At 40.3% G+C, this 19,342-nt stretch carries 21 protein-coding genes; 16 read left to right on the top strand and 5 right to left on the bottom strand.

The window, feature by feature from the left end; genetic code table 11:
• Nucleotides 1–21 precede the first annotated feature (21 nt).
• The 5 genes from CD00_RS0110655 (at nucleotide 22) to CD00_RS0110630 (ending at nucleotide 5,232) form a co-directional block, all read left to right on the top strand.
• Nucleotides 22–642 carry a GDSL-type esterase/lipase family protein gene (locus CD00_RS0110655; RefSeq protein WP_026655963.1) on the top strand — a complete coding sequence of 207 codons (621 nt, stop codon included), beginning with the start codon at nucleotides 22–24 and terminating at the stop codon, nucleotides 640–642.
• A 132-nt stretch (nucleotides 643–774) separates the two neighbouring features.
• Nucleotides 775–2,076 carry an ATP-binding protein gene (locus tag CD00_RS0110650; RefSeq protein WP_026655962.1) on the top strand — a complete coding sequence of 434 codons (1,302 nt, stop codon included), beginning with the start codon at nucleotides 775–777 and terminating at the stop codon, nucleotides 2,074–2,076.
• 329 nt (nucleotides 2,077–2,405) lie between these two features.
• Nucleotides 2,406–2,744, top strand: coding sequence for a hydrogenase maturation nickel metallochaperone HypA/HybF (locus CD00_RS0110640; protein ID WP_242838960.1), 339 nt, complete (start codon nucleotides 2,406–2,408; stop codon nucleotides 2,742–2,744).
• A 44-nt stretch (nucleotides 2,745–2,788) separates the two neighbouring features.
• Complete coding sequence (locus CD00_RS0110635) at nucleotides 2,789–3,736, top strand: GTP-binding protein (RefSeq protein WP_026655959.1); 948 nt, start codon at nucleotides 2,789–2,791, stop codon at nucleotides 3,734–3,736.
• A gap of 74 nt (nucleotides 3,737–3,810) precedes the next feature.
• Nucleotides 3,811–5,232 carry a diguanylate cyclase domain-containing protein gene (locus CD00_RS0110630; protein WP_026655958.1) on the top strand — a complete coding sequence of 474 codons (1,422 nt, stop codon included), beginning with the start codon at nucleotides 3,811–3,813 and terminating at the stop codon, nucleotides 5,230–5,232.
• Between the two features lie 79 nt (nucleotides 5,233–5,311).
• Here CD00_RS0110630 and pta read toward each other — a convergent pair whose 3' ends face one another.
• Complete coding sequence (gene pta / locus CD00_RS0110625; RefSeq protein ID WP_026655957.1) at nucleotides 5,312–6,295, bottom strand: phosphate acetyltransferase; 984 nt, start codon at nucleotides 6,293–6,295, stop codon at nucleotides 5,312–5,314.
• A 159-nt stretch (nucleotides 6,296–6,454) separates the two neighbouring features.
• On the opposite strand from pta, the gene CD00_RS18055 reads away from it, so the two are divergent.
• The gene (locus CD00_RS18055) at nucleotides 6,455–6,670 is read left to right on the top strand and encodes a hypothetical protein (protein WP_051199006.1); all 216 of its coding nucleotides are present in this window, start codon (nucleotides 6,455–6,457) and stop codon (nucleotides 6,668–6,670) included.
• On the opposite strand, the gene CD00_RS0110615 is transcribed toward CD00_RS18055, so the two are convergent.
• A complete protein-coding gene (locus CD00_RS0110615; protein ID WP_255346802.1) occupies nucleotides 6,671–7,327 on the bottom strand; it encodes a YgjV family protein in 657 nt (218 codons plus the stop codon).
• Nucleotides 7,328–7,726: 399 nt separating this feature from the next.
• On the opposite strand from CD00_RS0110615, the gene CD00_RS0110610 reads away from it, so the two are divergent.
• Nucleotides 7,727–9,007, top strand: coding sequence for a hypothetical protein (locus tag CD00_RS0110610; RefSeq protein WP_207640485.1), 1,281 nt, complete (start codon nucleotides 7,727–7,729; stop codon nucleotides 9,005–9,007).
• Between the two features lie 53 nt (nucleotides 9,008–9,060).
• On the opposite strand, the gene CD00_RS0110605 is transcribed toward CD00_RS0110610, so the two are convergent.
• Nucleotides 9,061–10,347, bottom strand: coding sequence for a hypothetical protein (locus CD00_RS0110605; RefSeq protein ID WP_026655954.1), 1,287 nt, complete (start codon nucleotides 10,345–10,347; stop codon nucleotides 9,061–9,063).
• A 555-nt stretch (nucleotides 10,348–10,902) separates the two neighbouring features.
• Between CD00_RS0110605 and CD00_RS0110600 the strand changes: the two genes are divergently transcribed.
• A complete protein-coding gene (locus tag CD00_RS0110600; RefSeq protein WP_026655953.1) occupies nucleotides 10,903–11,436 on the top strand; it encodes a histidine phosphatase family protein in 534 nt (177 codons plus the stop codon).
• A gap of 68 nt (nucleotides 11,437–11,504) precedes the next feature.
• Here CD00_RS0110600 and CD00_RS0110595 read toward each other — a convergent pair whose 3' ends face one another.
• Nucleotides 11,505–11,789, bottom strand: coding sequence for an HU family DNA-binding protein (locus CD00_RS0110595; protein ID WP_013282588.1), 285 nt, complete (start codon nucleotides 11,787–11,789; stop codon nucleotides 11,505–11,507).
• Nucleotides 11,790–12,024: 235 nt separating this feature from the next.
• Nucleotides 12,025–12,873: a MerR family transcriptional regulator gene (locus tag CD00_RS0110590; RefSeq protein WP_026655952.1), complete on the bottom strand. Its 849-nt coding sequence runs from the start codon at nucleotides 12,871–12,873 to the stop codon at nucleotides 12,025–12,027.
• A 146-nt stretch (nucleotides 12,874–13,019) separates the two neighbouring features.
• Here CD00_RS0110590 and CD00_RS0110585 point away from each other — a divergent pair, with 146 nt between their 5' ends.
• The 8 genes from CD00_RS0110585 to CD00_RS0110550 are packed head-to-tail and all read left to right on the top strand — an operon-like array spanning nucleotide 13,020 to nucleotide 19,339.
• Nucleotides 13,020–13,241: an acyl carrier protein gene (locus CD00_RS0110585; RefSeq protein ID WP_026513845.1), complete on the top strand. Its 222-nt coding sequence runs from the start codon at nucleotides 13,020–13,022 to the stop codon at nucleotides 13,239–13,241.
• A gap of 21 nt (nucleotides 13,242–13,262) precedes the next feature.
• Nucleotides 13,263–14,192 carry an enoyl-[acyl-carrier-protein] reductase FabK gene (gene fabK, locus CD00_RS0110580; protein ID WP_026655951.1) on the top strand — a complete coding sequence of 310 codons (930 nt, stop codon included), beginning with the start codon at nucleotides 13,263–13,265 and terminating at the stop codon, nucleotides 14,190–14,192.
• 25 nt (nucleotides 14,193–14,217) lie between these two features.
• Nucleotides 14,218–15,147, top strand: coding sequence for an ACP S-malonyltransferase (gene fabD / locus CD00_RS0110575; RefSeq protein ID WP_026655950.1), 930 nt, complete (start codon nucleotides 14,218–14,220; stop codon nucleotides 15,145–15,147).
• Nucleotides 15,147–15,887, top strand: coding sequence for a 3-oxoacyl-[acyl-carrier-protein] reductase (gene fabG, locus CD00_RS0110570; protein ID WP_026655949.1), 741 nt, complete (start codon nucleotides 15,147–15,149; stop codon nucleotides 15,885–15,887). Before fabD ends, fabG begins: the two co-directional genes overlap by 1 nt.
• Nucleotides 15,880–17,115: a beta-ketoacyl-ACP synthase II gene (fabF, locus tag CD00_RS0110565; protein ID WP_026655948.1), complete on the top strand. Its 1,236-nt coding sequence runs from the start codon at nucleotides 15,880–15,882 to the stop codon at nucleotides 17,113–17,115. Before fabG ends, fabF begins: the two co-directional genes overlap by 8 nt.
• 12 nt (nucleotides 17,116–17,127) lie before the next feature.
• The gene (locus CD00_RS20885) at nucleotides 17,128–17,559 is read left to right on the top strand and encodes an acetyl-CoA carboxylase biotin carboxyl carrier protein (RefSeq protein WP_026655947.1); all 432 of its coding nucleotides are present in this window, start codon (nucleotides 17,128–17,130) and stop codon (nucleotides 17,557–17,559) included.
• 9 nt (nucleotides 17,560–17,568) lie between these two features.
• Nucleotides 17,569–18,009: a 3-hydroxyacyl-ACP dehydratase FabZ gene (fabZ, locus tag CD00_RS0110555; RefSeq protein ID WP_026655946.1), complete on the top strand. Its 441-nt coding sequence runs from the start codon at nucleotides 17,569–17,571 to the stop codon at nucleotides 18,007–18,009.
• 1 nt (nucleotide 18,010) lies between these two features.
• Nucleotides 18,011–19,339 (top strand): acetyl-CoA carboxylase biotin carboxylase subunit, encoded by a 1,329-nt coding sequence (locus CD00_RS0110550; protein WP_026655945.1) that lies wholly within the window; start codon nucleotides 18,011–18,013, stop codon nucleotides 19,337–19,339.
• Nucleotides 19,340–19,342 lie beyond the last annotated feature (3 nt).

The following is a 19,342-nucleotide window of genomic DNA, read 5'->3' as shown; positions in this document are numbered from 1 at the left end:
ATCAAAGGAGTACAAAAAACTATGAAAAACATACTTGCGTTTGGTGATTCGAATACATGGGGGCTTATCCCCGGAACAAAGGAAAGATATCCCGATGAGATCAGATGGACGGGACTTGTTCAGAACAAACTTAATGATACAAAAATAATAGAAGAGGGACTTTGCGGAAGAACAACCGTATTTGAAGATGAGATAAGACCTTTCAGAAAAGGTGTCGATACACTTCCCCTTATTCTTGAGAGTGCTTCTCCTTTAGACGGAGTAATAATCATGCTCGGAACAAATGACTGCAAAACATACTACCATGCCAACCCACATGTGATAGGAAAAGGCCTCGAGCGTTGCATAGAGGAGATTGAAAAATATGTATCGCCTGAGAAAGTTTTGGTCGTATCGCCCATTCACCTCGGCGACGATGTGTGGCAGCCCACAAAGGATCCGGAGTTTGACACGGATTCTGTGAACCGCAGTAAAGAACTCGCAAAAACTTACAAGAAGATTGCGGAAAAAAGAGGAAACACTTTCCTTGCGGCTTCTTCATATGCTTCACCCAGTAAGCGCGACGATGAGCACCTTGATGAAAAAGGTCATGAGGCGCTTGCTACCGCTATATCAAGTAAGATCAAAGCTATGCAGATCTAAGGAAATACCGAATAAAATAAATGCAAAATGGTGCCAAGTTCAGATAACTGATATATAATTTACCTATCATACATGATGTAGGTACAAAAAAGAATTTGTATATCATCATAGAAATTATTATCGGAGAATATTATGGAACAATTGGTATCAAATTTGCTGATTTACGGCGATCAGCCTCAAAACTCAATATTAATGCAGCTTGCGTCTGTTTTTAAGGATTTTCACTCAAATGATTATGATAAGACAGACCTGACGACAAGAATATATAAACAGATAAAAAGAATTCTTGAGTTGGGAACAGATTATGCTTTTGATAAAAACTTATGGCATAACTATCTGACATATCTTCTGATCATGCAGGAAAATCCTTTTTCTTTGACATGTGAAAAAGTTGGAAGCAAGGACGGAAGCGTAAATCATTTTGCAAAGAGTGATTTTGGCGTTTTCAAAAAACTTTTTGAATATGATTTCTCAGAAATAGAAGATGCGCTTGAGATAGATTGTTTTTCATGCATAACGGATTATAAGGCAATTGAGAAGCCTGAGCTTATGTACAATCACAACGTAAGCGAAAAGGTGAGAAGCCTTTCTGAAAAGCTTGAAAATGCTAAGGATGAAAATGCTTTTTTTGATACCGTAACGAATTTTTACAAGGAAATCGGTGTTGGCGCATTCGGTCTTAATAAGGCGTTCAGATTAAATGAGGGAAACGACGGAAAGATTCTTTTCTCATCAATAAACAACATGGACAGTGTTGTGCTTGACGACCTTGTGGGATATGAAATCCAGAAGAAGAAACTTGTTGAAAATACCAAGGCATTTGTTGAGGGAAAGAAAGCGAACAACGTACTTCTTTTTGGTGACAGCGGTACGGGAAAATCGACAAGTATAAAAGCTATAGTAAATGAGTTTTACAGCGACGGGCTTAGAATGATCGAGATATATAAGTATCAGTTCAGGCTGTTATCCGGACTTATTTCGCAGATCAAGAACAGAAACTATAAGTTTATTATTTATATGGACGATCTTTCTTTTGAAGAAGATGAATCCGATTATAAGTTCCTCAAAGCGGTTATCGAAGGTGGCGTTGAGACAAGACCCGATAATATCCTTATTTATGCGACGTCAAACAGAAGGCATCTCATCCGCGAGACTTGGAGAGACAGGCATGATGTTGAACAGAATGCTGATATTCATCACTCGGATACAATGGAAGAGAAGCTTTCGCTTGCAAACAGATTTGGTGTGACGATCGGCTATTATAAGCCTTCAAGACAGGAATATTACGATATTGTCAAAAAATTGGCAATCAGGAATAAAATAGATATGAAGGAAGAAGAATTGTTTAGAGAGGCAGACAGATGGGAAATGAACCACGGCGGCATCTCCGGTCGTGTTGCGCAGCAGTTTATTAACCATTTGCTTGGCATGTGATAACAAGAGACTTACGGAACCCATTTAAGATTGGGACAGCCTATTGCACAGCCGCTTAAATAGTTGTTTCTTACTTCACATGCTGCGTTTCTGCAATCACTGCATTTGAAAGTGTAGTGATAGGAGTATCTCTTTTTACAGAATTTACAGCAAAAGGGCATGTTACTGTTGCGGGCATTAAATGTACGACCGCAGCCTATGCATATTTTTATGGCATTATGTGACATGGCAAACCCTCCTTTAAGTATTAATATTATCTTTTCTAAGCAGGATTTATTCAATTAAAATGCTATAAAATGATAATTAAAATATGATGTACGGTGAATAATATGCATGAGATGAGTTACGTTACGAAGATAGTAGCGATGGCGATGGATTCTGCAAAAGACAGCAAGATAAAGAGTATTCATGTTCTTGTTGGTAAGACAAGCGGAGTGTTGCCCTATTATCTAAATAAGTATTATACAAAAGTCGTGGAAGGTACGCCGCTTGACGGAACCGAGCTGATATGCGAAGAGGTTCCCGTAAAAGCGCTGTGCGAGGAGTGCGGAAAAGAGTATTTTCCCGATAAGAGCAACAGATATTTATGCCCTAATTGCGGCGGGAAAAAGGCAAAGATAATAGAGGGCAAGGACATAGTGATAGAGAGTATAACAGTTGAAGATTAAGAAAAGAGAGGTCTTATGGGCCTCTTTTTTGGGATGGAGAAAGAATGACCAAAGTCGATCTTATAACAGGATTTCTCGGATCGGGAAAGACCACCTTTTTAAAAAAATATGCAAAAAAGCTCATGGAAAAAGGTGAAAAAATATGCATCATCGAAAATGATTTCGGAGCCATAAATGTAGATATGGTCCTTTTGCAGGAGCTGCTCGGTGAAAACTGTAATATTGAGATGATAGTCGGCGGAGACGGAGAGGTGGCGCATCAGCGAAGGCTAAAGACAAAGCTTATAGCGATGGGAATGCTTGGATATGACAGGGTAATAATCGAGCCGTCAGGCGTTTTTGATCCGGATGAGTTATTTGACATATTGTATGAGTCGCCGATAGATATGTGGTATGAGATGGGAAGCGTCATATGTATATACGATGCGGAGCACGTGGCGGATCTGTCACAGGAGTCCCGTTATATGCTGATGTCTGAGATTGCGTCGGCAGGAGTGGTTGTCGTAAGTAAGTTGGACGAAGAAAATGAGAAAAAAAGAGATGAGATTCTTTCGCATATCGAGTCAGTCATGGATGAATTTGAGTGCTCGAGAGTAATAAGACCTGAAGATATAATCGCGAAAAACTGGGATGAATTTTCAGATGCGGATTATAACAAGATGATCGGTTCGGGATATAAAAAAGCTGATTATCCCAAGCGAATGCACGTAGGAGATTCCGGATATCAAACGTTGTTTTATTTTGATTTTACAATAGATGAAGAATTGTTGCATGAAACGGTAACTAAGATATTTGAGGATGAGAAATGCGGGAATGTGCACAGGATAAAGGGATTTATCCAAGTAGGCGATACCGAAAAGATTGAACTTAATGTTACAAGGAAAAGGTATGATACAAAGCGCGTAAACACAGACAGGGCGGTACTTATAATAATCGGAGAAAATCTTGACCGCGCGGAATTGGTAAAATATGTGGGGGAGCCATCGGTATAGGTGCAAAGTGTACTGTTTTATAGTATAATTTACGAAAGGAAGTAAATGAATATACTTAATTAAGGAGAATGCAGATGCCGGACAATCAGAATGACGGAAAAATTGGATACTCATCATCTTCTAATTTTGCGCCGAGTGATATTTTGTATATGCTAAAAGATCTGCCGGATGCATATTGTATTTTTAAAGTTATGACAGATCCTTTCGGAACAGTGAAGGATATGCTTTTTTTGTTCGCAAATGAGAAGTATTCTCAGCTTGTCGGAAAGCCTTCGGCTGAGCTTGTTGGCAATACATATTTAAAGACTGTTATGAACAGAGATGAGGACTGGATCAAATATAGTTATCAGGCTGCGATCTTAAGACAGTCTTCGACAATAAGGACTTATAACACACAACATGACAAGTGGCTTGAATACTGCGCTGTTCCTGTTTATCAGAAGGGCTTTTGTGCATTTATAATCCATGACATAACAATTGCAAAAAAGAGTGAGGATAATCGCGAGCTTGCTTCCAATACCAGTAAGCTTGTTATTGATTGCGCTACAGCCTTGTCATCCGCAGAGTTTGGCAAAGGAATACGTAAAGTACTGAAGCTACTCGGACAGGCGATAAAAGCTGACCGTGTAGGAATCGTTGAGGTAAAAGACAAAAAGGTTGTAGATGTAAGAGAGTGGCTTAATGATGCACATGCTTCTAATCTTCCGAGTCGAAAAGATTTTGAGCGGATGAACATAGTTGATATGTGGGACAGACAGCTTAAGGGAAAGAACACTATAGTTATAAATGACACTTCTATTATCCAGCAGTATGAAGAAGAGGTTTATAACGGACTTCTTGCGGGAAGTGTTTCGAGATATATAGTGACAACGCTTCATGATAACGATGAGATCATCGGATACCTTGTTGCCGATAATTATGAAAATTCGTTGCCGATAAATGTCGCAGAAGTAATGGAGTCGGTAGCAATCTTTATTTCCTACGATATGAGAAACAGAGCTCTGACAAAAGAGATGATGTATCTTGGAAGCCACGATGCGCTGACGGGGCTTGGAAACAGAAACTCTCTGAATCAGGCGCTGCTTGTTTTGTCAGGAATGTCTTCTGTAGTAGGCGTGTGCTACATAGATATAAACGGACTTAAAGCAATCAATGCAACTGAAGGACATGATGCCGGAGATGAAAAGATAAGAGAGACATCGTCAATCGTTGCTTCGGTATTTAAGAGGAAGTATTGTTACAGGATAGGCGGAGATGAGTTTATAGCCATCATCCCCGAGATAACCGAAGAGAAGTTTACAGAGCTTGTGAAAAAACTTCGCACTAAACTGGAAAAAGTATCTGCTGCGACAGGCTATATATGGCTTGAAGATTCAAGGGAAATCAATAAAGCTGTTAAAAAAGCAGATGAGCGTATGTATGAAGATAAGGCTGCTTATTACAAAGATAAAGAACACGAACGCAGAGGAAAGCACGAACTAAATAAAGATGAGTAAAAAATAGCCCCATAAAAGTCAGGATATCTGATTTCTATGGGGTGTTTTATGTTCGTTTATATTTTACAAAGAAACCGCTTTATGCAAGAGAAGCTGTAATGATAGACATTGAGTAAACTTCGATTGCATTACAGCCACGAGAAAGGTCGTTGATCGGAGCGTTAAGACCAAGAAGAATAGGTCCGTATGCTTCGAAGTTGCCCATACGCTGAGCAATCTTGTATCCAAGGTTTCCTGCGTTGATGTCAGGGAATATGAATGTGTTTGCATATCCTGCAACAGGTGAACCGGGAGCCTTCTGCTTTGCAACATTGGGAGCTACCGCAGCGTCAAACTGAAGCTCTCCGTCAATCGGAACATCAGGATATTTTGCCTGAGCTTTCTTTGTTGCGTTCTGCATCTTTGTAACTGTCTCATCTTTTGCAGAGCCCTTTGTAGAGAATGAAAGGAAAGCAACTTTGGGATTAACACCAAATCTCTGAGCGCAGTTTACAGTCTCGCCGCAAATCTCAACAAGCTCGTCTTCGTTGGGGTTGATGTTGATACCGCAATCTGCCATTGCTATCACTTCGTTCTCCCCTGTAGCTGAAGGACGAACAAGAATAAAGCATGATGAAACAATAGTGTTTTCAGGTTTTGTCTTAATGATCTGGAGTGCAGGTCTTACTGTATCTGCAGTAGAGTATGTTGCACCACCGAGAAGACAGTCACCAAGTCCCATCTTTACAAGCATTGTTCCAAAATAGTTTGTCTGCTTGAGAATCGGGATAGCTTTCTCGGGAGTCATTCCCTTGCTCTTACGAAGTTCGCAGAAAGTCTCTACCATTTCATCAAATCTATCATAGTTCTCGGGATCGATTATCTGAGCGCCTCTGATGTTATATCCGGCATCTTCGGCAGAACGATTGATCTCGTCAACATTTCCAAGCAATATAGGTTTCAAAAAGTTTCCGGCAAGAAGACGTGAAGCAGCCTCCAAGATTCTGGGATCTGATCCTTCGGGAAAAACGATGGTCTTCGGGTTTGCCTTAAGTTTCTGTATCATATCACCAAATCCGTACATTTATTATCCTCCTTTTATATATCAGGTATTTCTTTAATATGTAAGCGCATACATATTCTAGACCTATTGTCGGGAAAATAATTTGATTTCGCTCAAGTTTTACATTAGTATAAAAAGAAAAACAGGAGAAATTTTAAAAATATGAATCCAATGAGTTTAATGCAATTACAACAGCGCTTTCAGATATTCCAACAGGAACATCCCAAGATCATCGCTTTTTTCAAAGCAATCGGAAATGATTCAATGAAAGAAGGAACAATTATTGCCGTGAAAGTGACTACACCTGACGGAAAAGAGATTGAGTCAAACATTAAGATAACCGCCAATGATATAACAACTTTTCAGCAGATAATGGATATCGCCAAAAACAGGTGATCAAAATCTTTTTTTGTAACAGCTTTCATATTTCTCAAAACCAAGCTTTGCAAGATATTTCATGTGATGCTTATCGGGACCGCTATAGGTAAGGGTTTTTATTCCGTCAGCGGGAAGCTTTGAATACAAGAACTTACCTATAGAGAAGTCTCTGAATTGAGGAATAGAATAGTCTAAAAGAATGTCTATATTGTCATCGGCTTGTCTTTTTCCAAGAAATACTCCGGCAGGAGTTCCTTCGTGTAGAATCGCATATCCGACATCTGCCGATTCAAAGTCGGTATTTATGCCCGGAAAACACTTGGAAATATCTTCCTTGTAGTGATCAAGGAAATGCTTTATTACAGAATCATCCTTTGATATTTTTATACAAGTGTATTCAACAGATGTATTATTCAGCTTTACAAGATAATATATGTTTATCAAAACAAGGCATATATTCATTATCGCAGTGGGATAAGAGTGAATGATAAACGCATATAATGTGAATATCGCACTACCTATCGAATTTACGATTCTTAATTTTGCCACAGAGGCCATAAGGAAAGAAACAAGAACCAATGTCGATCCTAAATATCCGATTGCTTCAATAAATGTATTATTCATAATAACGCTCCGATTATATAAAAAAAGTATTTGATATACGTATGATAACAAAAGATTATACGATATTCAAATTATGTTCTGCGTAGGTTGACCGCTTATTTTGGCAATGTTAGAATTAAGCGAAAATTTGAAGGAATAATATCTTAAGAGAAAAGAGCGGCCCTTATGTTGCAGTTAAAAAAAATATTAAACAGCAGTATTTCTGTACTTTTTCGAATTCTTATTATAGTAGCATTGTTTTTTATCCTGATATCAACGTTTATCCCTTACAATGAATATTTTAAAAGAAATCTTGTTTTGGGGAACGCCATTTTGATGCTATTTGGAATCATATTTTTTTCTTTATTATATTGGTGCTTTGAGTGTTTTGATTTTCAAAGATTCAAAATTAAAAGCGGCGTCATTCTTATAGTTCTTTTTGTTGTTCAGGTGATAATCGCTCTATGTTCGATGTATGGAACCGGATGGGATGCGGGAACGCTTACCGAAGATGCATATAATCTGGCGGTTGGAAATTCTTTTGAGCCGGGATATTACTCGCATTACACCAACAACATGCTTTCACTGGTTTTATATGCCAAACTGTTTTCATTAGCTACGCATATCGGATTATCTTCTTATATATCCGCTTACGGATTTTGTGTGGTATTTAATTGCATTGTTTATTACTGTGTGGGACTGCTTCTTGCCGATAGTATATACAAGCTGACAGGCGATAAGAAAATGCGGTCGTTGGGATTCTTGGTATGTTATGTATTCGTATGTATCTCACCTTGGAATTTTGTATTATATACGGACTCATTGGGGATTATCTTCCCGGTGCTTGTGTTGTGGATATACCTATCTATTAATGAGAACTCTGTAAAAAAAACAATCATAAAGTGGATAGTGCTGCTTCTTGTCTCGATAATCGGTTTTCATATCAAAGCGGAATCGCTGATAATGCTGATTGCAATTGTTATAGCACATTCCGTTTATGTGCTTGTTGAAAATAAGGGAGTGGAAATTGTTAAAAAGCTTGTTCCGATAATACTTATATTGGTACTTCTGGTGCCGGCATTTAAACTGGGAAGTTATTCAGTGATCAAGACTTTTGAAAGTGAAACGGGAATGGAACATGATCGGGAAAAGAGCTTTTCAATGTTTCATTGGCTGATGATCGGTATGAATGTTGATTCTGACGGTACGTTTAACGGCGAGGATGATAACTTTTCACATTATATTTCCGATAGAGAAGAGCGTGTGTCACAAAATAAAAAGGTTATAAAGAAACGTTTGAAAGAAATGGGTCCCGGCGGATTTTGTGAATTGATGATCCATAAACTTATTTTAAATTACAATGACGGTTCTTTCGGAAACGGCCTTGACGGAGAAGGATTTATTACCGATAAGTTTTCGGAGGATACACCGGCGAATTCAGGAATCAGATTTTTTTACAGACCGGATCATAAAGGCTTTCCGGTTTATCTGAATCTTACGCAGCTTATGTGGCTTGGAATTCTTTTCTTTAGTCTGTTTATAAAAAATGAATGGAATTATCGTTTTATTATGCTGAGTATTATAGGCTTATCTGCCTTTGTTATGTTGTTTGAGGCGCAGCCGAGGTATCTGATTGTTTTTGCTCCGATATATGTCATTACCGGAATTCTTGGTATGAGTAATTTTTTTGATATTGCAAAGAAGATGGAGTATCTTACTAAATTAAAAAGTATCGTGAATAAAAGAAAATAAAAAAGCTCGGACATTTTATGGTAAATGTCCGAGCTTTTCCGTATGGTGTGAAATTATGCTTTGGCTAATATCAGTTTTTCTAAGTATGCGATCCTTGCACATACTGTAAAGATGTCTGCAGCCTGCTCAAGTTCTTCAAGAGGCGGAAGTGAAGGCGCAAATCTTATTACGGAATCCATAGGATCCATGTGATAAGGGAAAGGTGCTCCTGCAGGAGTTAAGATGACACCTGCTTCTTTTGCAAGCTCAACGATACGTGAAGCAGTACCCTTTGGAGCTTCATAAGTGATAAAATAACCACCCTTTGGAGAAGTCCATGTTCCGCAACCTGTATCACCGAGATCTCGTTCCATAGTCTTGATGACCATCTCGAATTTAGGTCTTAAGATCTTGGCATGCTTTTTCATGTGCTCATCTACGGATTCAACATCCATGAAGTATCTTGCATGACGAAGCATGTTGATCTTATCGAATCCAATAGTCTGAACAGTGAGAGTTTTCTTAAGTTCCTGTCTGTTTGCGTTGTTGCAGGCAATGGCAGCGATTCCGCCACCTGCAAATGTGATTTTTGAAGTTGAAGCGAATTCAAAGGCAAGGCTTGGATTATCTGCTTCTTCACATTCATGAAGGATATTTAAGATCTTGCATTTTTCTTTATATAAGTGATGTACTGCGTAAGCGTTGTCCCAGAAGATTCTGAAATCTTTTGCTGCAGGCTTAAGGTTAGCCATGCGACGAACAACTTCATCCGAATAAACAATTCCCTGAGGGTTTGAATATTTCGGAACGCACCAGATTCCCTTGATCGAGTCATCCTTTGATACGAGATCTTCGATCATATCCATATCAGGACCGTCTTCGTTCATGGGGATATTTATCATCTCAAATCCGAAATGCTGTGTTATGGCAAAGTGTCTGTCATATCCCGGTACAGGGCAGAGCCACTTAACTTTATCAAGCTTGCACCAAGGTGTGCAGCCGCCAAAACCAAACATATATCCGCGTGCAACGGTATCAAACATTATATTTAAGGAAGAGTTACCGCAAACGATAACCTGCTCGGGCTGACAGTCCATTATTTCGGCCATCAGATGCTGAGCCTCAACGATACCTTCCAAACAACCATAGTTTCTTGTTTCAACACCATTCATGCATCTCATTAAAGACTTACCGTCTAAGATATCAAAAATAGGCATAGAAAGATTGAGCTGCTCAACAGAAGGCTTTCCGCGGCTCATATCGAGCTTGAGGCCTTTGGCTTGCCACTTTTTGTACTCGTTTGAAAGAACTTCTTTCTCTTTAATTAATTCATCTTGTGACAGTTCACTGTATTTTTTCATAAATCAATCCCCTGCAAATTGTATACAAGTATTTTGGTATGTATCTAACATATTATTGCAGTATCGTCCTGACAAGTCAAGTATAAATAAGGCATATCGTAAAAGTGCGCAAATGGCGGTGCCCCGAACGGTTGTCTTTTGATATAATAAGGATACTCCTTCGTGACATAGTGCCGGTGACTGCAGGATCATGACGGACAAGTCTCGAAGGAGCCAAAGATAACAGAAAAGAAAAATCATTTCAATTAAAGACGCTTATTCCTAAAATAGCGAATAAGATTTTTTAGCTAGAAAGAAATAAAAAAACACATTGGAATTTGTAGCCGAAACTGAAAGATGTTTAGTGTAGAATATATTCTTTCTTAAAATATATAATCGAAAACCGGATTGTCGATTCCTGCAAATCGCAATAGCTATTTTCGCTTTTTCGTGTGTTATTTATGTGAAAAAGTTGTGTTCATTATGTGAATATAATTAAAGGTGAAACTTAATTTAAGTTTTCGAAAAAACGAAAATAATAAAATATCACATTTATTTTTGGAAGGATAATTACAAATGGATCATTTTTATTTTGTACGACATGGGGAAACCATCTGGAACGTTGAAAACAAGATCTGTGGAGCAACTGACATCGCACTGACCGAAAGAGGGCATGAACAGGCAATCGAGGTTGGACGCATGATCAAGGAAAAGAATATCAAGGCGGATGAGATACTTACTTCCCCATTGATGCGAGCATACGATACGGCAAAACATATCTCGGAAGTCACCGGTATTCCGGTAAGAGTTGAGCAGAGGCTTATAGAACAGAATTTTGGAATATACGAATCGACGGCCAGAGACGGACTTGAGTTTCATGAAGCTAAAAAGCACATGGCAAGCCGTTTCAAAACCGGTGAATCAATGATGCAACTGGCTCAGAGAATATATAACCTTCTTGATGATATTAAGAAAGACGATAAAGAGTATATACTTGTTGCACATAACGGAATCGTAAGGATCGTAGAATCTTATTTCAGGGAAATGGATAACGAAGAATTCTCAAGATTTGGGATAAATAATTGCGAGATCAGAAGATATGAATATTGATATTACGATTAATTAAGCAAAAACAATCCCCTGCAAATCAACACTGATAAGCAGGGGAATTGAAATTATTATTTCTTCTTACCGTTAACAGCATCCTTAAGAGCCTTACCAGCCTTGAACTTAGGAACAGTAGCTGCAGGAATCTTAATAGCTGCGCCAGTCTGAGGATTCTTACCTGTTCTGGCAGCTCTCTTAGCTGTCTCGAAAGTACCAAATCCAACAAGCTGAACTTTGCCCTTTTTCTTGAGTTCCTTAGAAACTGCCTCTGTGAAAGCCTTTACAGCCTTCTCAGAATCCTTCTTAGAAAGACCGGTCTCTTTTGCAATAGCATCAACGAGTTCTGTCTTATTCATGATAATACCTCCCTCAAAATGAGTATTTTAACTACTAATCAAGATTTTACAATGTTTTTATGCGCCTTACAAGAGTTTTGAATCGAAAAAACGCCAAAAATTATAGTATTTTTTAGTGCATAATTCTGAAAAGACGCATGATTAAATGGTTTAAAATGAGGGTGAGGCCTTAATGTCAGAGTAATTAACGAAATAAAATAATGATGTGTCTAAAAGTTGCATTATTTAGGTAAGATTACTCGACGCAGATGAACAAATACTTAAAATACGTGTGGTCTGCTTCTTTATTATATATATTTATAAGACTCACGGAAAAAAGATCGGAGCAGGCGGTCAGCTTGTTCCTTTTTATGAATGTAACCATTTTCTTATATGTCTTGTCTATTCCGGAAGTGTTGTGATCGTGATAACAACTTATCACTCTTCTGCTCGGAAGAGGGAACGAATCAACATTATCCGCAGGCAAAAAAGACAAAGTTATTATATTGTTATATACGTAATCCCCTTTTAAAAGATCTTTATAATCGATAGTTACTCCCGAAGGAAATGCGGCAAAAGAAGAGTCTGAACTGGCTTTTGCCAAATGGGCGGAGATATCCTTGGCAACATCGGCGGCGTGATAGGAAGAAGATTTATCTTTTACTTTTGTCGATGAAAAACTCATATCAGGAATAGTGTCAAGGAACGGAACACCGGGTTTGCAACCGTCATATTTTTCCAAGATCCAAAGTCCAAGGTGAAGAGAACTTATCTTTTTATTGATAAGAAATAACTCACGTTGCATATCCAGTATTTTTGAATTTACCAATTTTGAGATACTTTCTTTACTGGAATTGTGAATGGTAGTGCTTATTTCTTTTATCGAACAACCGGCTTTTCGCATTGTATTTATAAAAAAGAATGAACTGATCTGTGATGCCGAATAGTAGTGATAGCCATTGTTTGGATCAACTCGCGGAGTCAAAATATTTTGTTCGTAATAATATCTGAGGGTATCTCTTGTGGTACCACATAGTTTTGCAAACGAGCTTACGCTCAGTGAATACTCTATGTCTTCTTCTTTGAAGTCACTAAATCTTGTCATAGAAACCTCCTTAAAAATGATAAAAAAATATCAAAAAGACACTTGACCTGGGGGTAACACCCAAGTTTATTGTAACAGAGAATTAAGTTTTCACAATCCTATTTTCAGAAAATAGGAAAAATAATTAGGAAAAGGGAGAAAAAAACATGAAAGATGTAAAAGCAACAATTGTACGTATAATCGCAGAGTACCTTGATAAGGAGGAGTCAGAGATCAAGACAACTGATACTTTTACAGAAATCGGACTTGATTCACTCGACATCATGGAACTTGTAATGCAGATGCAGGAAGAACTTGATTGCAAGATCGAGCTTTCTCAGGAAATCACAACAATTGACAAGCTTGCGGAGCTTATTGAAAAGCAGTGATCCGCTTGGAGGACTAAGAAGATGGAAAAAAATCCTGTTTGCGAAATGCTTGGGATTGAATACCCAGTAATACAAGGTGGAATGGCTTGGATTGCCGATGCAAAGCTTGCCGCAGCAGTTTCGAATGCCGGTGGGCTTGGACTTATCGCTGCGATGAACTCAAACGGCGAACAGTTAAGGGCTCAGATAAAAGAGGCCAAAAAGCTTACAGATAAGCCCTTTGGAGTAAATCTGATGCTGATGAGCCCATTTATTGAAGAGGCTGTGGATGTTGTATGTGAAGAAGGTATTTCAGTTGTTACCACAGGAGCAGGAAATCCTTCGAAATACATGGAAAAGCTTAAAGGCGCAAATATAAAGGTCATCTGTGTTGTTGCCAGTGTTGCACTTGCCGTAATGGTTGAACGTATGGGCGCAAGCGCTGTTATCGCGGAAGGATGCGAATCAGGCGGACACGTCGGAGAGACAACGACCATGGCACTTGTACCTCAGGTTGTAGATGCAGTAAACATCCCTGTTATCGCTGCAGGCGGAATTGCCGACGGAAGAGGAATGGCTGCAGCATATATGCTTGGAGCAAAGGCTGTACAGATGGGAACAAGATTCCTTACAGCAAAAGAGTGTGGTGTGCATGAAAACTATAAGGAGAAAGTCCTTAGTGCAAAAGACAGAGACACGATAGTAACAGGAAAGTCTCTCGGTCATCCCGTAAGAGCTTTGAAGAACAGAATGACAAGAGATTTTCAGGCAAAAGAGCTTGATCCCAATACTACAAGTGAAGAGCTTGAAGCAATGGGCGCAGGCGCACTTAGAAAAGCAGCTATAGACGGAGACGTAAAGTACGGTTCATGTATGTGCGGACAGATTGCCGGACTCGTTAAGAGCGAAGGAACCTGTGAGGAGATCATCAAGGGCATATACAATGAAGCGATGGCACTTATGGGTGCCTGAAAAGTGGTAGAAAAGTGGAGAAGATATGAATAAAATCGCATTTTTATTTGCCGGTCAGGGGAGTCAGTACGCCGGAATGGGAAAAGACCTATATGAGAATGTAACTGAAGTGAAGGAGTTTTTTGACACTGCCGAAACTGTAAGGCCCGGAACGCTTGATCAGATGTTTTCGGGAACGGAAGAGGAGCTGAAAAGAACAGAGAACACACAGCCTTGTCTTTTTCTGGCTGATATTGCAAGTGCGATAGCATTGGTAAACAGTGGGGTTGAACCTGATGCAATCGCCGGCTTTTCACTTGGAGAAGTCGTTGCTATGGGAATGTCCGGAACGCTCGCCAAAGATGATGCGTTCAGACTGGTATGTAAAAGAGGAAAGCTTATGCAGGCAGCTGCAGATGCGCAGAAAGGCAGCATGATAGCTGTTATGCGAATGGATAAGAGTGAGCTTGAATCATTATGCGATGAATTCGGAGTATATCCTGTCAATTATAACTGCCCGGGACAGATTGTTGTTTCCGGGGAGGAAGACAGGATTGAGAAGTTAAAAGAAGCTCTTTCCGAAAAAGGAGTGAGATTCGTGGCACTCGCGGTGGGCGGTCCTTTCCATACACCGTATATGAAGGAAGCGTCTTTGGGACTACAGGAAGAGATAGGAAACGAAAATCTGTATTCCATAAACGATCCCAAGACTCCGGTATATGCGAATATGACTGCAAAGCCGTATCCCGATGATAAAGAAGGCATAATCGATACGATTTCGAATCAGATATCAAACAGTGTTAAGTGGGAAGAGACACTTAACAATATGGCGGCAGCAGGAATTGACACATTCATAGAATGTGGCCCCGGAAAAACTCTTTCCGGATTTGTAAAAAGAACTGTTCCCGGAGCAAACATTTATAACGTGAGCGATATTGATTCATTGAATAAAGTTGTGGAGGAGCTGAAAAAATAATGTTAAAGGGAAAAGTTGCTGTAATCACAGGCGGAACAAGAGGAATAGGCAACGCCATTGCGAAGAAATACGCAGAGAACGGTGCGAACCTTGCGATAATCGCAACAAAAGACAATGAAAAGGCGCAGGCCGCTATCGAAGAACTTAAGAAGAACGGTACAGATGTAAAGTTATATCTGTGTGATATAAAGAACGCCGATCAGGTAACTTCTGTATCAGAGGAAATCCTGGCAGACTTCGGCGGAGTGGACATAGTAGTAAATAATGCCGGAATAACAAGAGACAACTTGCTTCCGGGACTGAGTATTGCGGATATAGACGATGTTATTGACATTAACTTAAAAGGAACAATGTATGTAACACGCTCTTTTATCCGTAATTTTATAAAGAGAAAAGGTGGAAACATCATAAATATCAGTTCTGTTGTAGGACTGATGGGAAATAAAGGCCAGGCAAACTATGCTGCATCAAAAGCAGGAATAGTAGGTTTTACAAAGACTGTAGCTAAAGAATATGGCAGAAAGAATATAAGATGCAATGCCATCGCACCCGGATATATAGCTACCGAGATGACAGCTCAGCTATCCGAAGCTCAGACAGATGAGCTTAAGAAGCAGCTTCCGCTTGCAAGACTCGGAATGCCGGAAGATATCGCAGAACTTGCACTTTTCCTTGCAAGTGAGAAATCTTCATATATCACAGGCGAAGTTATAAAAGTAGATGGAGGAATGTATGTGTAGAGTAGTTGTTACAGGAATGGGAGTAATCTCACCGGTTGGAAATGATATTGATACTTTTTGGGAGAGCTTAAAGTCCGGAAAATGCGGCATTGACAAGATCAAGAGATTTGATGCTTCGGGACTTAAGGTTAGCCTTGATGCAGAAGTAAAAGAATTTGAGCCTAAAAAATATTATGACACCGTTCAGGAAATCCGTAAGTCAGATCTTTTCATGCAGTATGCAATGGCTGCGGCAAGACAGGCTGTTGAGCAGAGCGGAATCCTTGATAGCGAGCTTGATAAAGAGCGCTTCGGTGTATATATAGGATCCGGAATCGGCGGAATAAACACAACAATCCGCGAGACAAGAAAGCTTGATGAAAAGGGACCTGAGATGGTTTCTCCGTTCTTCGTTCCCATGATGATCAGCAATATGGCAGCAGGTGCCGTATCGATCAAGTTTGGTGCCAAAGGCCCCACACTTCCTATCGTTACCGCATGTGCTACTTCAACACATACAATCGGTGAAGCTTACAGAGTTATCAAGCACGGATATGCAGATGCGATCATCGCAGGCGGAAGTGAAGCTTCAATCAATGAACTTGCCATGGCAGGATTCATCAACTGTCAGGCGCTCAATCTTTCAGAAGATCCTTCAGAGGGAAGTATTCCTTTTGATAAGAGAAGAGGCGGCTTCGTGATGGGTGAGGGCGCAGGAATCCTTATCCTTGAAGAATACGAACATGCAAAGAAGCGCGGAGCAAAGATCTACGCTGAGGTTGTAGGATACGGAAACACATCTGACGCTTATCACATCACAGCTCCCGATCCGGAAGGAGACGGCGCAGTAAGAGCAATCCAGGCTGCTGTAAATGAAGCAAAAGTAAGCGACAGCGACGAGATTTATTTCAATGCACACGGAACAGGAACACACCTTAACGATGCGATGGAGACAAAGGCAATAAAGAAAGTCTTTGGTAAGAAAGCATATGACATCCACATCAGTTCAACAAAGTCTATGACAGGACACATGATGGGTGCAACAGGTGCGGTTGAAGCGATTGCTTCCGTTCTTGCACTTAATGACGGAATCATACCTCCGACAATCAATTACAAAGAAAAAGATGAAGAGTGCGATCTTAACTATACGGTAAACAAAGCTGAGGAAGTTGCTGTTGATTATGCGATCAGCACATCACTCGGATTTGGCGGACACAACGCATGTATAGCATTTAAGAAAGTTAATTGAGAAAGGGCAATTATGAGTTCATTAAAAGAGTACGGTGATCTTTTTTTAAGATTGAATTTAACAGAGCTTTCTGTCGAAGAAGGAGACTTTAAGATTCAAATGAAAAGAGAGAACTCCTGTAAGACCGAGAGCGTAAAGGTAGTAGAAGCTACGCCGGTACAAAAGGAGAGTGCTCCGGACGTTCAAAGCGCGCAGGGAGCGGAAGAAAGCATTTCCGGAACTGCAGTAAACGCACCGCTTCTTGGAATCTTCTATGCATCTGTCGGTGAAAAGAAAGCTCTCAAGGAAGGCGACAAAGTATCCGAAGGAGACGTACTTTGCACCATCGAGGCAATGAAAATGATGAATGAAGTAAAAGCTCCCGTGAGCGGGGTTGTCAAGAAAGTCTGTGTTACAGACGGCGCGCTTGTTGAGTATAAACAGACACTTTTTGTTATTGAGTAAGAGGAATTTATGAATAGAGAAGAATTGAAAAAGATACTTCCGCACAGAGAGCCGATGCTTCTTGTTGATGAGGCGTATCTCAATGAGGACGGAACGGCAACAGGTTATTACAACGTGCGCGGCGATGAGTATTTTTTACAGGGACATTTCCCCGGTAATCCCATCGTGCCCGGAGTAATACAGTGCGAGATAATGGCACAGTCAGCCTGCGTTCTTTTTGCGGATAAGATGGCGAATGGCGGAGTTATTCCTGTTTATACGGGACTTGATAAAGTTCGTTTCAGAAACATGGTTAAGCCCGGAGACAGGATCAGAGTCGACACTAAGGTCATAAGGTCTTTTCACCCCATGTATGTACTTCATGGGGAACTGACTGTAGATGGGAAAAAATGTATGAGCGGAGATTTTTCTTTTGCCATTACGGAAGTAGGAGAAAGAGAGGAAGCGTGACATGTTTTCTAAGATTCTTATAGCAAACCGTGGTGAAGTTGCCGTACGTGTTATCAGAGCATGCAAGGAAATGGGAATAGAGACCGTTGCGGTTTATTCCGATGCAGATAAGGACGCACTTCATGTAGAGATGGCTGATGAGAGCTACTGCATCGGCGGACCTTTAGTAAACGACAGCTATTTGAATATTAACGTCATAATTACGTTGGCTCAGGCTGTCGGAGCTGAAGCAATCCACCCCGGATACGGTATGCTTTCCGAGAATCCTGAGTTTGCAAGGAAGTGTGAAGAAAACGACATCGCGCTTATCGGCCCGGGCTCCGAAGTCATGGAGAAGATGGGACAAAAAGAGATTGCGAGACAGATTGCTGTCAGTACCGGAGTTCCCGTCACACCCGGAAGCGACATCTTAGAGAGCAACAAGGCTGCGATCAGATGGGCAAAAGAGATAGGATATCCGGTAATACTCAAGGCGAGAGCCGGCGGTGGCGGAAAGGGAATCCGTGTTGTAAGAGAGGAAAGCGAATTAATACCGGCTTTTGAGCAGGTAAAAAAGGAAGCAAAGAGCTCTTTTGCAGATGATGCCATCTTTATGGAGAAGTATCTCGAGAACGTAAAGCATGTTGAGGTTCAGATTCTTGCGGACCAGAGAGGAAAAGTAATTGTCCTTGGCGACAGAGACTGCTCCGTTCAGCGCAAAAACCAGAAACTTATAGAGGAGTGTCCTGCTCCTGTTTTATCTGATGAAACACGTGAAAAGATGTACAAAGCTGCTTCAGATCTTGCCAAAACGGTTGGCTATGTAACCGTTGGAACCGTGGAGTTTCTTGTTAAAGGGGATTCCTTCTATTTTATGGAAATGAATACCCGTCTTCAGGTTGAGCACTCCGTGACTGAGATGGTATGCGGCATAGACATAGTTGAGTGGCAGATAAGGACTGCGGCAGGAATAGATATTCCTTTTAATCAGGAAGATATCGCGCACAATAAGCATGCAATTGAATGTAGGATCTGTGCGGAAAATTCAGTAGACTTTAGGCCGTCTACCGGAAAGGTTGAGCTTTTGCATATACCCGGAGGAGTAGACGTGAGATTTGATTCGGCGCTCTATCAGAGCTATGAGGTGACTCCGTTCTATGATTCCATGCTTGGTAAACTCATAGTTTGTGCGGATACAAGGGACGGTGCGATCCGTAAGATGAAAAGTGCACTCTCAGAGTTTGTGCTTGTCGGTGTTGATAACAACAGAGAGATGCATATGAAGTTCATGGACAACAACAAATTTGTGATCGGCAATTACGACACGGGGATATGTCAGAAGGTTTTGTAAACT

Origin of the sequence: Butyrivibrio sp. AE3003, from assembly GCF_000686065.1 — a bacterium.
Taxonomy (GTDB): domain Bacteria; phylum Bacillota; class Clostridia; order Lachnospirales; family Lachnospiraceae; genus Butyrivibrio; species Butyrivibrio hungatei_A.
This window is presented reverse-complemented; position numbering and strand designations above follow the sequence as displayed.

Bases quoted from the DNA above. Each gene is read 5' to 3' on its own strand.
- CD00_RS0110635 (WP_026655959.1), top strand. From the start codon at position 2,789: ATGACCAAAGTCGATCTTATAACAGGATTTCTCGGATCGGGAAAGACC.
- CD00_RS0110605 (WP_026655954.1), bottom strand. From the start codon at position 10,347: ATGAAAAAATACAGTGAACTGTCACAAGATGAATTAATTAAAGAGAAA.
- fabK (WP_026655951.1), top strand. From the start codon at position 13,263: ATGGAAAAAAATCCTGTTTGCGAAATGCTTGGGATTGAATACCCAGTA.
- CD00_RS0110600 (WP_026655953.1), top strand. From the start codon at position 10,903: ATGGATCATTTTTATTTTGTACGACATGGGGAAACCATCTGGAACGTT.
- CD00_RS0110595 (WP_013282588.1), bottom strand. From the start codon at position 11,789: ATGAATAAGACAGAACTCGTTGATGCTATTGCAAAAGAGACCGGTCTT.
- fabZ (WP_026655946.1), top strand. From the start codon at position 17,569: ATGAATAGAGAAGAATTGAAAAAGATACTTCCGCACAGAGAGCCGATG.
- fabG (WP_026655949.1), top strand. From the start codon at position 15,147: ATGTTAAAGGGAAAAGTTGCTGTAATCACAGGCGGAACAAGAGGAATA.
- CD00_RS0110640 (WP_242838960.1), top strand. From the start codon at position 2,406: ATGCATGAGATGAGTTACGTTACGAAGATAGTAGCGATGGCGATGGAT.
- CD00_RS0110550 (WP_026655945.1), top strand. From the start codon at position 18,011: ATGTTTTCTAAGATTCTTATAGCAAACCGTGGTGAAGTTGCCGTACGT.
- CD00_RS20885 (WP_026655947.1), top strand. From the start codon at position 17,128: ATGAGTTCATTAAAAGAGTACGGTGATCTTTTTTTAAGATTGAATTTA.
- CD00_RS18055 (WP_051199006.1), top strand. From the start codon at position 6,455: ATGCAATTACAACAGCGCTTTCAGATATTCCAACAGGAACATCCCAAG.
- fabF (WP_026655948.1), top strand. From the start codon at position 15,880: ATGTGTAGAGTAGTTGTTACAGGAATGGGAGTAATCTCACCGGTTGGA.
- pta (WP_026655957.1), bottom strand. From the start codon at position 6,295: ATGTACGGATTTGGTGATATGATACAGAAACTTAAGGCAAACCCGAAG.
- CD00_RS0110655 (WP_026655963.1), top strand. From the start codon at position 22: ATGAAAAACATACTTGCGTTTGGTGATTCGAATACATGGGGGCTTATC.
- CD00_RS0110590 (WP_026655952.1), bottom strand. From the start codon at position 12,873: ATGACAAGATTTAGTGACTTCAAAGAAGAAGACATAGAGTATTCACTG.
- CD00_RS0110585 (WP_026513845.1), top strand. From the start codon at position 13,020: ATGAAAGATGTAAAAGCAACAATTGTACGTATAATCGCAGAGTACCTT.
- fabD (WP_026655950.1), top strand. From the start codon at position 14,218: ATGAATAAAATCGCATTTTTATTTGCCGGTCAGGGGAGTCAGTACGCC.
- CD00_RS0110610 (WP_207640485.1), top strand. From the start codon at position 7,727: ATGTATGGAACCGGATGGGATGCGGGAACGCTTACCGAAGATGCATAT.
- CD00_RS0110650 (WP_026655962.1), top strand. From the start codon at position 775: ATGGAACAATTGGTATCAAATTTGCTGATTTACGGCGATCAGCCTCAA.
- CD00_RS0110630 (WP_026655958.1), top strand. From the start codon at position 3,811: ATGCCGGACAATCAGAATGACGGAAAAATTGGATACTCATCATCTTCT.